Genomic DNA, 12,612 nt, shown 5'->3' on the forward strand with positions numbered 1-12,612 from the left:
GCAGTGGTCGACGCAACCGATCTCCACACAGTATAACGCGAGAGAGTGAACCGAGGCTCGCCTACTTCTGCCTCGTAACCGTTATCGCGCAGCGACGCTCACCGAGTATGACAACCAAACTATACTAAGGAACATGACCAGACCTCCAGCGACAGCCAGTGTCGTCAATTCGCCCTGAAATATCCCAGAGATAAAGATGATCATGCCGATAACCATCCCGACCAGTGGGGCACCGAACACGATCGAATCCGCTTCCATATCCGCTTGTACTCCAGGGAGAACGATAACTTCACCACCTACATGGGGCCGTCGTTGATTACGAGAACGACACGGTTTCACCGTTCCAGGGTTCGCTCGATCACCACGAATAGTGACGCTCGTTGCAGCGACAACTGGTGGACATGCTCGTCCTCTCTGAAGACGTGTGAAGATACCCGGTTTGTAGGAGCAGAGGTGAACGTAGGCCTGCTTCAATTTTCGGACAGGACTGTCACAGTAGAGACAGCTCTATCCGCTCCACCAGTGGAATAGGCACCTGTTGCTAGATAGCTACCTATTGTCAAACGTCTACTCTATTCGTGCAGAATGTTTCATTCACCATGGATCCGGTAGTGAGGACTGCTCGCTGCTCGAGCACAGTTGTCGGTCTCCCTACACTCCTAACACGTGGTGCAAACTCACTTCCGAGCCACGGTGACTGTCGATCAATGCTGACTGTCACCCAACAGTACACTTTTAGGAACGACACGAGTTCCATAGGCTATGTCGATCTCTCGAGCCAAATCACTCGAGTCTCTCTACGAGGAATGCAAACCGTTCGACCTCGTTCTCGTTCCTGATGCCCCGCTGGCCAGCGCGTTGAATCGTCGACTCGATCGCCCACATTTTGGCCCGTTTGCGATCACGCCGCGTCGACTCGCTGCACGCCGTCGAGAGCAGGCAGAAGATCGCCTCGCGTTCCTGGCGGTCATCGAGCAAACGGAACTCGATTGGAAGGAAGCCTCCTACGTGGTAGGGAACATCCTGCAGTGCTGGGAGTATCAGGGAACGGTGGACGCCATCCTCGAGTACGAGGCGTTCAGAACGGACGCGACCCGAACAGCCGTCGACTGCATTTCGAAGCTGGATACGACGTCTCGACGGCTCACTGCGTACACCATCGAGGACGAGAAGGCGGTTGCAGTCGTCGGCATCGACCAGCTCACCGAACTCGAGCAGTCGATTCTTCCGGCAGAATACGATACCATCGACCCCTTTACTGACGAGTCGTTCGACCATCCACCGTTTCGAGTTCTCGATTCGCCAGCAGCAATCGTCGAGACAGTGGTGGACACCGCGACGCCGGCAAACGCCGACAAAATCGGCGTCGTCCTCGACGCCTCGAGCGAGTATTCCTCACTGGTCGAATCCGCCCTCGAGGCCGCCGAGATTCCGTACTATGGTGGGCCCGGCTTCACCGATGACCCACAGCATCGAGCTTTCGTTCAGCTTCTCAGATGTGGGCATGCCGGTCGTGACACGCGCGTTGGCGACGTCAACGACCTGTTCACACGACTCGGAATGCCCGTCGCAATCGAACACGCCGAAAAGTGCGTCACCGACGTCGATACGGAAGCGACGAACTGGTTACTCGAATTCAGTCACTCACTCGAGTCACAGACGTTCGAGACCGCCATCGACGCCTTCGAGCGAGTCACGGGCACACACCTCGAGGCCTTTCGTAACGAATTGGTGACGCTTGGGATCGCGGACGATCCCGTTACCGAATCGGCTGTCGACCGTCTCGAATTCTACCTGCAGACGTACGAAGTGCCGATGGATCGCGAAAACGAGGGCGTGTTGCTCGCGGACGCCCAATCTGCTGGCCACGTCGATCGCCCGGTCGTCTTCTATCTCGGCCTGGACGAGGGCTGGACGCACTCGTCGCCGTCCCGCCCGTGGGTCGACAGCGATCAGGCGTTCGAACGCAACATCAGGGGGTTCCAGCGGTTACTCCAGAACGGTGTCGACCAGTACTACCTCGTTCAGGACACGGCTGGGGGCTCGCCCGTGACGCCGTGTTTGTACTTCGAGGAACTGTTCGACACTGACTTCGAGCGGTTCAGCGACCTCGACGCCGTTCACTATGGGCGAAGTGATCGCTCGATGCAAGAGGGATTCGAGAAAGAACCGATACACGCCGACACTCGAACGGTCGACGCGATCAGCCAGTCCAGTTTGAGTACCTACGTCAACTGCCCGCGTGAGTACTTCTACAGCCGCCTGCTCGATAATCCGAACAAGGACTATTTCGTCGAGGGCAATCTGTTTCACGACTTCGCGGAGTACTACGTCGCCCACCCAGAGCACATCGATTCGGCTGATCTGGGCGAAGTCGCGTCGGTGATACTCGAGGAAGTCGATCCGTTCCTCAGAGGCGTCGAGCGAGACATTCGTCGAACGAAATATCGAATCGGGCTCGAGACCATCGTCGAATTTCTGGAAGAACACCCGCCACAGGGTGAAGCGTTCGTCACCGCAGACGGTGGGTGGGGTCGAAATTTCTTTGCCGAGTACTACGATCGACCCGCAGAGACACCACACACCGAACTGTGGTTCGAGAATAGCGAGCTCAGAATAAAAGGCAAGATCGATCTCGTGTTCGACCGTACACGCCTCCTCGATTACAAGAGTGGCTCGAAAAAGTCAGCACACTCGGTCGTCAAACACTCTGCTATCGACCCGCCGAGCGACACGCCGAATTTCCAGGCGCTGTTGTACCTCGCACATCAGCGATCCACACAGCCGGGGGAGACGCTGCAGTTTACGTTTTTTCACTTCCTCGAAACGCTCGATGAAGCCGTTACTGGCGATTCGAACCTCGATCAGTGCCTGACGACGATCACGTATCACCCCGTTCCCTACGAGAAGCACATCTCGAGCCAGGAGGTCTTCGAGGAACTGCAGGACGAAGCCGCCAAAAAGTGCCAGAAGACGTTCTCACAGGTGTCTTACGATGCGTATCACCGTGTGTTCGAGGCGAACGAGTTCCCAGCGACGCGTGACAGTGGCGTACTGATAGATTCGGCGTTCGCCGAGTCGGTAACCGATCGGATGAAAGACGAGGTTGGGGATTACAAGTACGTCGAACAGGGGTGCAAGCAAGCGCTTCGATACCTCCTCCGAATTCGAACACAGAACTACTTCAGCGACGATCTGGACGCGTTCGAGGAGTTCGTAGCGGATCGACTCGAGGAACTGAACCACTGCCGAAGCGGAGGCGAGCGATTCCCGGTCGCTGGGCTCGCTGGGGAACCGAACTATCGCTACGTTGACCATCGCGACTGCATTCTCGAGGGTGAGACGCGATGACGACGCCGAACGCGCACCAACAGAAACTCATCGAGAGCACCGACGGCATCTACGTCGTCGACGCCGGTGCCGGAACCGGGAAGACGTTCACCGTGACGCGACGATACGCGGCGATCATCGATCAGGACGAGATCGACCCGGATGACGTGTTGCTCGTTACATTCACCAACAACGCGGCCACCGAGATGAAAGACCGGATCGTTTCTCAGAGCGGGTATGGAACGCGGGAACTCGCTGACGCACCAATTCAGACGTTCCACAGCCTCTGTAACGAGATCCTCGTGGAACACGGGTTCGAGGCACCCACTCACCTCGGTATCGACGACCGAATCACGGATTCGACACGACTTCTCGAGGACGGTAACGTCGAGAAATCGCTGTTCCGGGAATTCATTCGTCAATTCTCGGATGACCATCCCGAGTACGACGATTTCTTCCGAGCCATCACCGAACCCGTCCAACTCCTGAGGCTGATCACCCAGCTCGCGTCGAAAGGTGTTTTCCCGACGGCTGAGGGGTGGTATCGAAACGGCGAACGGTATCTGGACGGTGACTTCGATTCGTTTCGGACACGCTTTGAGACGCTGAACGAGCCACGAAACGGTGGCCGAAAGCAGTCGCGCTTGCGTTCGAAGCTTGGACGCTATGGAAAAGACACGTGCTACCGTTCGGATGCACCCGAGCGAAGAGAGATACGCGGTCAGGGAACGAAGCAGGTTCCCGCAGACGTCGCCAGTCGCGTGTTCGAGGCCGATCGGACACAGCTCAAGGCGTTCGTCCACGACGTCTACCACGAGTACCTCTCGTTCGCCCTCCGTCGGAACTACCTGAACTTCGGGTTCCTGCAGCTCTTCGCGTTCGTCTTGCTCTGTGAGGATCACCGGGTTCGTGAGGACGTCGCCTTCGAGTACGTAATGGTCGATGAGTTCCAGGACTCGAGTGAGATCCAGTTCAAGCTCGCCTTGCTGCTCGCCGGGACGGACAACGTCTGTGTGGTTGGCGACTGGAAACAGAGCATCTACTCGTTCCAGTATGCCGCCGTCGAGAACATTACCGAGTTCGAGACGCGGCTGCATCGGTTTGTCGAGGAACTGAACGCCGACACGGCGCGCATACCGTGGATACTGGAGACGATCACCAAACTCGAACTGGTCGAAAACTACCGCTCGACACAGGCGATTCTCGAGTTCTCCGAACACAGCCTCGTCACGCCGGCGGCCAGCACTGACGATATCGACGTCGAGGCCGTGCAGGATCGAATCGTGTCGCTGTCCTCGAACGCGACCTACGAACACTCCCGTATCGAGGCGATCCAACACGAGGACGAACACGAGGCAATTCTCACGAAGATCCAGGAGATCGTCGGCAACGAGGCGTATCAGGTCGAAGACGGCGGGGAGCTCCGTCGACCAGAATATGCCGATATCGCGGTCTTGACGCGTACTCGAGATTTCGGCCGGGGACTCCTCGCTGTCGCTGAACCGAACGGGATACCGATGGCCTACGAGGGCGGGATCGAACTCTTCCGTTCCGATCCGGCGAAACTGTTGTTGGCGTGGCTCCGCATCCTCGAGTCTGACGCCGACCGTGGCTGGGCGGTCGTTCTCGAGGAGGCTGGCTATTCCCTCGATGAAATTAAAGCGATTCTGGATACTGACGCCTATCCTTCGACGATGGAAACGTTCAAAACCGAACTCGAGACCCTGGAAACGGTCGGTGGCGTCGCCCAGCGAGTCTTCGGTCGGTACGGATACGATGGCGCTACGACGGACGTGTTGCTGACGACGATCCAATCGGTTCACAACACCACGTCGATGACCCGCGGTGGCCTCATCGATTTCATCGAACACGGCATCGAGACCGGGAGCACACACGACGTCCACGACAGTGCTGGTGTGAACTCGGTCACGGTTCAGACGATCCACGCCGCAAAGGGTCTCGAACACCCGATCGTGATTCTCGCGAATATGAACCGCTACCGATTCCCTCCCAGCAGTGGGGGCGGGTGCACCGTTTCGTTCGACGATCCGATCGGGATTCGACAACGGAAAGTGTATGCGACCGATCACGGCCACCCTCACGTCTACGACAACTGGCGCTCCGATGTCCTTCGGAAATGTCTGCCTCGAGGGTACGACGAGGAACGACGGTTGCTCTACGTTGCGATGACTCGCGCTGAAAGCCACCTCGTTTTTACAGCGGGCGAGGAGCCGAACACGTTTCTGGAAGCACTCCCGCTCGAGGTGGAAGTGTACCCGCCGGATGTCCGTGACGCCGAATCCGATGAGACGACACAGTCCACGCTCCAGATTTCCGTCCCGGCCCCAGACGGCCCAATCGGGCACACGCCCCACACGCTAATGGAAGATGCGATGTTCGAAGGTGTCGACGAGGGGCGTGGCGTTGCGTTTGGGACCCGAACACACGAGTTCGCCGAACGGTATGCACTTGGTGAGGACGTGGCACCAACAAATGACGACGAACGCAACGTCAAAGCTGTTATTGACTCACTCGAAGGAGCGTGCCGACTCGAGGAAGAGGCGTACCTCCCGCTGTCCGTCGACGGCGAGCAGGTGATGATCTCCGGAATCGTCGATCTCGTCCACATCCAACCAGCGTCTGTCGAGATCATCGACTTCAAGACCGACCTCAGTCGCCATGCCGAAGCCGAATATCGAAAGCAACTCAGCGTCTACTACCACGTGTTGAGCGAGTATTTCCCCGATCGGGAGGTACGTGCAGTGATCTTCTACACAGCAGATGGAGACTACGTCGAGGTTGATCCGCTTTCGAAGGATGCGGTGGCTGCCCTCGTACGGGATGTGATGAGAGAGGTGGGGAATCGTGGACGGGCGATACCACTTTCTCCTCTGACTAAACGGATCTAGCCATCTTCGAGACCAGTGGACACACAACACGTTGGTGACGCCAGAAATCTGTTCACGGGCCTTTCACCGCTTGTCGCTGGTCAAACGTGAAAGACCGTCACTCGTCCAGTGTTTCACTTTCAACGCTTTTGAGACTCGAGGTGCTGGTGCTCGAGTCCGAGTATCCAGGATAGTGACGTTCTCTGACCGGATCCGTTTGGTTTCGCTGCCGTTCGACTCCGATCACCCTTGGGTTGATCGCAACTATGCAATTGGTATCGCGATATATGATTTATCACTCAAGTGTTGGCCCCACGTGAGCCCCATTGTATAACGCAGGAAACGGTCCGTAACACTGTTTGGGGACGCTTTCTGAGAGAGTCTCGTCGAGATCTACCTGATAGGGACTGTTACTACCTGCTTTACCGATTTACTGCAGTATACTGTGGCGACCCACCACACAACAAGCATTCTACGAATAGCCATACCACAGGTGTAGTCCTGGATTAGTCGTCGCTCTAGGTCGATCACATCGAGCCGACTGGAAATGACGACCGTCATCCCGTGCGTTCGACGGTCGGACGGAGACGGTTCGATGTTTTCAACGAGGCAACCACTGACCAGTGTGTATCGTTCTGTTCCATTGACTCAGCAAAGGTTGGACACGATCAGAATTTGGTTTGCTCACCCACGGCCGAGTTGTTGGCGAAAACTGAGGGTGGTGACCGACGAATCGCACACGATCTTCCCCGCGACGATCGAGGAGGTATCGAATCTAAGAACTCCTACCATACCCTACCTGAACCACCTACCTCGGTTGAGTTACCTACTCTACCTACCTCGCCTATTGCACAAATTCCACTACCCCACAGCGACCACAGAGATGTGCAGTAGTTGCTATTCCAAAGACACTCAGCTCGGGAAACTGGGCTGTGGAATCTACATCACCTACACCACCACAACCACCCACCCCACGTAAGCCACCTATTGTAACTATTTCACCTACCGCACCCACCTTACCTAACGTACATGGCTCGCCTATTTCACCTGCTAAACGCCAGCAGCACTGATCACGACCAGCTACCGCCCACAATCGACACACAGGAGGTGGCTTCCACACACCACCTACGCCACCCAAACCACCCCAGTCACCTACCTTAGGTAAACCACCTAAGGCACCTATTTCACCTATTTCACCTTATTAACCTCCGAAAGGTGCCTACGGTAAACTTATACTTCGGACGTGAGATGGCCCACACAAGAGGATACATGGCCCTGATAGGTAAAATAGGCTCAATAGGTAGCTATCGGAACGAAACAAACACAGCCCAGAAACGAGACAATGAGTAACCAAACAGATCAGTCACGCGCAGTCAGCGTCGTTATCCTGAAAGGGGGTGTAGGGAAGTCGACGATATCGATGAACCTTGCGCGCCAGTTAACGAAACGAGGGCGCGTCTTATTCGCCGACCTCGATCCAAACGGCCACGCGACGAACGGGCTCGGGTATGAAAAGGCCTATCGAGGGGACACACACCTGGGGAACGTACTCCTCGATCAAGGTGACGCGACTGTCGGGGATATTATCCGTGAGACCCCCTTCGAGTTCGATCTACTCCCCTCCTCAAACGTTCTCGAGGACGTCGAAAAAGAGCTGGCTGGGGCACTTCAGGGATCAGCTCGCGTCAAGACGAAGATCGTCGACCCACTTCTCGGTGACCACTACGATTACATCGTCTTCGATTGTCCGGCCTATCCGGGAATGCTCAACAACAACGCCCTGGTCGCTACGGGGAACGTCATTATCCCGCTCGAGCCAGGCACGAGTTCGATAGGCGGCTATAAACGAACGATGGATCGATTGATCAAACCGGCCCTCGAGTACATCGACATCGAGGTGCTCGCCCTGGTGCCAAACAAACTCCGCGAACGAATCGACCACCGAACCGAAGATCGCGAACTGCTCGAGAATCTGAACACGGCTGAGACGACACGAGAAAAGGTGCCGAATTTTGCCAGGATCACCGACGAAGAGTTCGAGGCGATCGATTGCGGAGAATTACGCCCGCCGAAACCGGGAATTCGTTACAGTGCAGCCCTGTCGAAGTCGCTCAAAGAACATCAACCATTGCTCGATTATGACCCGGAAAACACCCAGTTGGAGAACTTCGAAGAACTGGCCGCAATCGTCGAAAACGGTGGTGTCGACCGATGAGTGGTGAGAATCCGTTCGAAGATCTGGGTGCACTCGATGCCGACGATGGCGGTGAGGAGTCAACTCAAACGGAGACGACGGCCGCTACTGAACGAGTGACTCACTCACCGCAACAGGAAGCGTCAGAGGAATCGACGGTGGAACCCGATTTGTCGGGACCGGCCTTCGAATACGACGAGGTACAGCAACGCCCGCTATACGTTCGACGACGGACCTGGGACGAGTTCGAAGATTCCGTCGGCATCTCTGTCGTTCCGACCCTCCGAAAAGCAGGCGTTCGGGACGAAGAGAAACGGGAGATCCACGATGCCGTGATCTCGCTCGCTGTCGAAGAACCGGAACGACTCGTCGAAATCGTGCTCGAGCGACGCCAAAGCGATTAGACGCAGCGTTTGTCGAGAGTTGCTATTCTACAGATCAGGAGACAATTTGACCGAACAATAAACCATATGATGCAATACAAATATCACGAGGTGGCGAACTGGTTACTCTCCGTCATCAGTGTCTCAGTCCATGTGGCAACTCGAAGAACTGGAATCCACAGCACGGCTAGCTGATGGATTCTCTTCGGTGAAATCGAAGGACACGGGCGATTATGCCATTACTTCTCGGACAGTCGCTCTGACAACCGATCCAATTTCTCCCGGACTGATTCACCTCGTGATTGCGTCTCGGAGGCATCGTAGTCTATCGAGACCACCGTGGAATCCTCGAGTTCGATGGAGACGACACTCCCGTCCGATCGAGCGGAATCCGGCACCTGCTCGATGGGCAGGTCGAGTTGGTCGACGATCCCATCGTCGTCCTCGAGGAGGATGACGGCCGTCTCGCCGTCTTCGATGCGATCGACGACGCCTGAGTACGTTCCGTTCATCCCTCTCACCCAAATGCAGGAGTCGGTGAGGTATCAAACACAGGGGTCGGCGCGAGAGCACTTGTGGTATCGTCATCTTCAGGCGTTTCAGCGGCGATTGCTTCGGCGTCGGTAGTGAATGTCTTGGTCGTTTCTACGTCGATCACGGATCCATCCGTCGTCATCACGATGTCACCGTGGATCCCCGTCCAGTAGGTTTCGATGTCGGCGGCGGCGAAGCGCTCGAGTACCTCGTCGCTCGGATGGCCGTACTGTGACTCGTAGGCGCTCGAGATGACGACGATCTCCGGCTGCATAGTGTCCAGGAAGGGATCGGTCGACGAGGTCGACGATCCGTGGTGGCCAGCCTGGTAGACGTCGGCCTCGAGTTCGGTTCCCCACGCCTCAACCAGGCGGTGTTCGGCATTCGATTCGGCGTCACCGGTCGTCACGTAGCGGAATTCACCGAACTCGATCGACAGTACGACACTGTTGTAATGGAATATCGTCACGCGTTGCGTCCGCGGGCGGGTTCAACACCGTCGCAGTTAGGTCACCATCGAGTGGCAGCTCGTCCCCCTCCTCGACGAGCAGCAGTTCGACATCGTACGCTTCGATTGCATCGAGATAGTTCTCGTACGTGTTCGACGTGGTCGGGACACCCGAGTCGTAAGCGGTTCCAATCCCGTTCCGGTTCGTCTCGAAATGCTCGATGACGGCTGCGTGACCGCCAACGTGATCGGCGTGAGCGTGTGTCGCGACCAGGTGGTCGATACGATCTACGCCGAGTTCTTCGAGGTAGGCGATCACGTCCGAACCATCCTGTGGCCAGTCGCCGGTATCGATCAGGATCGTCTCACCTTCGGGCGTGATCACGAGCGTCGAGTCGGCTTGCCCGACGTCGATGTGGTGAATCTCGAGTTCACCGTCAACGTCGGTAGGCGCTGAATCGGTTTCGGTGTCATCGTCCTCCGTCTCATCGGATTCAGGGTCGTGGTCACCATCGTCATCAGTATCGTCGAGAACGACGTCGCCGTAGGCGTGTTCGAATACCACCGCCCCGTCGGGGGATACGAGCGTCACAATATCGCCGTCGGCAGACCAGATATTCACGCCGTACTCCCAGTACAGATCGCTGTTGGTTGCGTCTCCGTCCCCCGTCCACACCGTCACTGAACTACCCGGTTCCAGGACGAAGTTCGGTGGGAACACAAATGGTCTGAGGCCGCCATCGACCTGCCCGCCTTCGCGATCACGAAGTTTGAACCCCGAGAGTCGACCGCTGCTTCACCCGTGTTTGTAAGGGTAACGTACTCCGCATCGGGAGAAACGCGTTCGACCTGTCGGTCGGTCACCTCGATCGACTCTCCAATTGCGTCTGGATCGTCGACTGGGTCGGTCGACTCATCGTCACGATCAGCGTCAGTTCTGTCGCTAGTTAGCGTTTCTTCGCTGTCGGCGTCGTCAGATCCAAGGGCGTCAGTAGTTCCACCCGCACAGCCCGCACAGACGACCATGAGTGCCACGACGACCACGAGTAGCGCTCGCTTCATCTGTAACTCGTTCCGCCGAGGGAATTGTGTTTGCGTGTGTGTTAGGAGCGGGGTAACATCTCTCAGAACTGCTCCCGAACTTTGTCGATTTTACATTTGACACACAGGTCATCAGCGAAGCACGCGATATTGTCGTACGGACAGTCGTACTCTTCGACCGTAACCGAAAGGCTCCGTTTCGCGTGCTTCCACTCGACAGCCCAGTCTTCGATCCGCATATCGACGGAACTGAACACCACGTCGCCGTCTCGGTCGATGATTTTGGCTGCCGTGACGGTGTACTGGTGTTCTTTCACGATGTCGATTGCGTCGTGATACGACGAACACTGGAACTCCTCCGTCGCCGCACTATCGTCTAGCAGCCGGACTCTGATGGATCCATCGTACTCCTCAGTCGGTTCCAATCCACCACTCATACTGTCGTTGTCGGTTCGGTGTGGTAAAAGCCTACACCCCATCCGTTTGTTTTCCGGAAAGTATCGATTCGGGAAACGACATACAACTACGCTACCTTGGCCGGTGTTTACGCGTACTGTCCTTCGTCAATCGAGGCACTACAACCCGTCGTAGGGCCCCTCTTTTGCAGTCGTCAACCGTTCGACTTGCGCCGTTGAGAGGTCGATGGCAGCCGCGGCGAGGTTCTCTTCTAATTGCTCGACCGTTCTCGCTCCAACGATCGGTGCGGTGACGCCGTCACGATGCATGAGCCACGCCAGGGCGACCTGTGCCGGCGAAGCGTCGACTTCCTCGGCAACCGCATCCAGTTCGTCGTGGAGATCGAAATTCGCCTCGGTGAGATACGACTCTCTGAACCGACTCGAGTCAGCGACTTTCGAATCGTCCGGAAGATCTGCATCACGCGAATACTTGCCAGTCAGGAACCCCTGTCCGAGCGGACTCCACGGACAGACTGCCAGTCCTCGTTGCCGAGCGAACTCGAGGTAATCGCCCTCGATTTCACGATCGACGAGATTATACCGTGGTTGCAGGACGGTAAACGGCTCCCAGCCGTGAGCGTCGGCGATCGCATTCGCACGGGCTACCTTCCACGCATTTGGTCGCATAGTCGAGGCACCGAGATAGTGCACTTTGCCAGATTCGACGAGTGCGTTCAGCGTTTTCATCAATTCGCGTGTCGGCGTCGCATCGTCCCACCGGTGAATGTACAGAACGTCGAGGTAGTCGGTGTCGAGTCGCTCGAGAATTGCGTCGATGCGATGGCGAACGTTCTTTCGGTTCGTTCCCTTGCTATTTGGGTCGCCATCCCGAATCTGCCAGTACAGTTTGGAAGCGATTGTGTACCGTTCTCGATCACGGTCGGCAAGCCAGTCACCGATCCAGCGCTCGCTATCCCCGCCACCGTAGACGTCTGCAGTGTCTATGTAGCGACCGCCAGCGTCGGCGTAACCGTCGAGCAGTTCGTGAGCACAATCCTCTGCAATCTCGAGATCGCCGTTCTCGGTGGTTCGGCCGAACCGCCACGTCCCAAACTGCAGTTCGCTCGTGTAAATACCGGTACGGCCAAGTTGGACGAATTCGAGATCGACCTGGGTTTGATCGGTCATCAGACGGTACTACACGTGAACGGGTCAAAAAGGGTGCAGGAAGCGGCGAATCGCTCGCGTGATAGTTGGTGTTCCAGTCCGACCAATCCCGCAGCCCACGAGATGAACCGAGAAAGACGTCAACATCGGTACTGATGGTGTTTAATTTGCTCTCCGTCGAGTATCATCATGGTTAAATTAACGATGGCCGTTCACACGGGGCGAATGA

General features: G+C 56.5%; 8 protein-coding genes and 1 pseudogene. 4 read left to right on the forward strand and 5 right to left on the reverse strand.

Features of this window, described 5'->3' with window-relative positions; all coding sequences use genetic code 11:
• Nucleotides 1-762 precede the first annotated feature (762 nt).
• The 4 genes from NGM68_RS16980 (at nucleotide 763) to NGM68_RS16995 (ending at nucleotide 8,816) form a co-directional block, all read left to right on the forward strand.
• Complete coding sequence (locus NGM68_RS16980; protein ID WP_252699406.1) at nucleotides 763-3,351, forward strand: PD-(D/E)XK nuclease family protein; 2,589 nt, start codon at nucleotides 763-765, stop codon at nucleotides 3,349-3,351.
• Complete coding sequence (locus tag NGM68_RS16985; protein WP_252699407.1) at nucleotides 3,348-6,239, forward strand: UvrD-helicase domain-containing protein; 2,892 nt, start codon at nucleotides 3,348-3,350, stop codon at nucleotides 6,237-6,239. The genes NGM68_RS16980 and NGM68_RS16985 overlap by 4 nt, the downstream gene beginning before the upstream one ends.
• A 1,321-nt stretch (nucleotides 6,240-7,560) precedes the next feature.
• A complete protein-coding gene (locus tag NGM68_RS16990) occupies nucleotides 7,561-8,433 on the forward strand; it encodes a ParA family protein (protein ID WP_252699408.1) in 873 nt (290 codons plus the stop codon).
• Nucleotides 8,430-8,816 carry a DUF7970 domain-containing protein gene (locus NGM68_RS16995; RefSeq protein WP_252699409.1) on the forward strand — a complete coding sequence of 129 codons (387 nt, stop codon included), beginning with the start codon at nucleotides 8,430-8,432 and terminating at the stop codon, nucleotides 8,814-8,816. The genes NGM68_RS16990 and NGM68_RS16995 overlap by 4 nt, the downstream gene beginning before the upstream one ends.
• Before the next feature lie 218 nt (nucleotides 8,817-9,034).
• Here NGM68_RS16995 and NGM68_RS17000 read toward each other — a convergent pair whose 3' ends face one another.
• From NGM68_RS17000 to NGM68_RS17020, 5 genes and pseudogenes are all read right to left on the reverse strand, one after another.
• Entirely contained in the window at nucleotides 9,035-9,307 is a 273-nt protein-coding gene (locus NGM68_RS17000) for a DUF3006 domain-containing protein (RefSeq protein WP_252699410.1), read from the reverse strand.
• Nucleotides 9,308-9,312: 5 nt separating this feature from the next.
• A pseudogene (locus tag NGM68_RS17005) lies at nucleotides 9,313-10,504 on the reverse strand (MBL fold metallo-hydrolase); the annotation flags it as partial.
• The gene (locus NGM68_RS17010; RefSeq protein WP_252699411.1) at nucleotides 10,456-10,839 is read right to left on the reverse strand and encodes a hypothetical protein; all 384 of its coding nucleotides are present in this window, start codon (nucleotides 10,837-10,839) and stop codon (nucleotides 10,456-10,458) included. The gene NGM68_RS17010 and the pseudogene NGM68_RS17005, both read right to left, overlap by 49 nt.
• A 62-nt stretch (nucleotides 10,840-10,901) precedes the next feature.
• Nucleotides 10,902-11,255 (reverse strand): DUF3274 domain-containing protein, encoded by a 354-nt coding sequence (locus tag NGM68_RS17015; RefSeq protein WP_252699412.1) that lies wholly within the window; start codon nucleotides 11,253-11,255, stop codon nucleotides 10,902-10,904.
• A 138-nt stretch (nucleotides 11,256-11,393) separates the two neighbouring features.
• Nucleotides 11,394-12,404, reverse strand: a complete 1,011-nt coding sequence (locus tag NGM68_RS17020; protein WP_252699413.1) for an aldo/keto reductase — start codon at nucleotides 12,402-12,404, stop codon at nucleotides 11,394-11,396.
• Between the last annotated feature and the right edge of the window lie 208 nt (nucleotides 12,405-12,612).

This window comes from Natronosalvus vescus, from assembly GCF_023973145.1.
Lineage (GTDB): Archaea > Halobacteriota > Halobacteria > Halobacteriales > Natrialbaceae > Natronosalvus > Natronosalvus vescus.

What these genes read in the sequence shown, in the direction of transcription:
- NGM68_RS16980 (WP_252699406.1), top strand. Translation starts at nt 763, where the DNA reads ATGTCGATCTCTCGAGCCAAATCACTCGAGTCTCTCTACGAGGAATGC.
- NGM68_RS17010 (WP_252699411.1), bottom strand. Translation starts at nt 10,839, where the DNA reads ATGAAGCGAGCGCTACTCGTGGTCGTCGTGGCACTCATGGTCGTCTGT.
- NGM68_RS17000 (WP_252699410.1), bottom strand. Translation starts at nt 9,307, where the DNA reads ATGAACGGAACGTACTCAGGCGTCGTCGATCGCATCGAAGACGGCGAG.
- NGM68_RS16990 (WP_252699408.1), top strand. Translation starts at nt 7,561, where the DNA reads ATGAGTAACCAAACAGATCAGTCACGCGCAGTCAGCGTCGTTATCCTG.
- NGM68_RS17015 (WP_252699412.1), bottom strand. Translation starts at nt 11,255, where the DNA reads ATGAGTGGTGGATTGGAACCGACTGAGGAGTACGATGGATCCATCAGA.
- NGM68_RS16985 (WP_252699407.1), top strand. Translation starts at nt 3,348, where the DNA reads ATGACGACGCCGAACGCGCACCAACAGAAACTCATCGAGAGCACCGAC.
- NGM68_RS17020 (WP_252699413.1), bottom strand. Translation starts at nt 12,404, where the DNA reads ATGACCGATCAAACCCAGGTCGATCTCGAATTCGTCCAACTTGGCCGT.
- NGM68_RS16995 (WP_252699409.1), top strand. Translation starts at nt 8,430, where the DNA reads ATGAGTGGTGAGAATCCGTTCGAAGATCTGGGTGCACTCGATGCCGAC.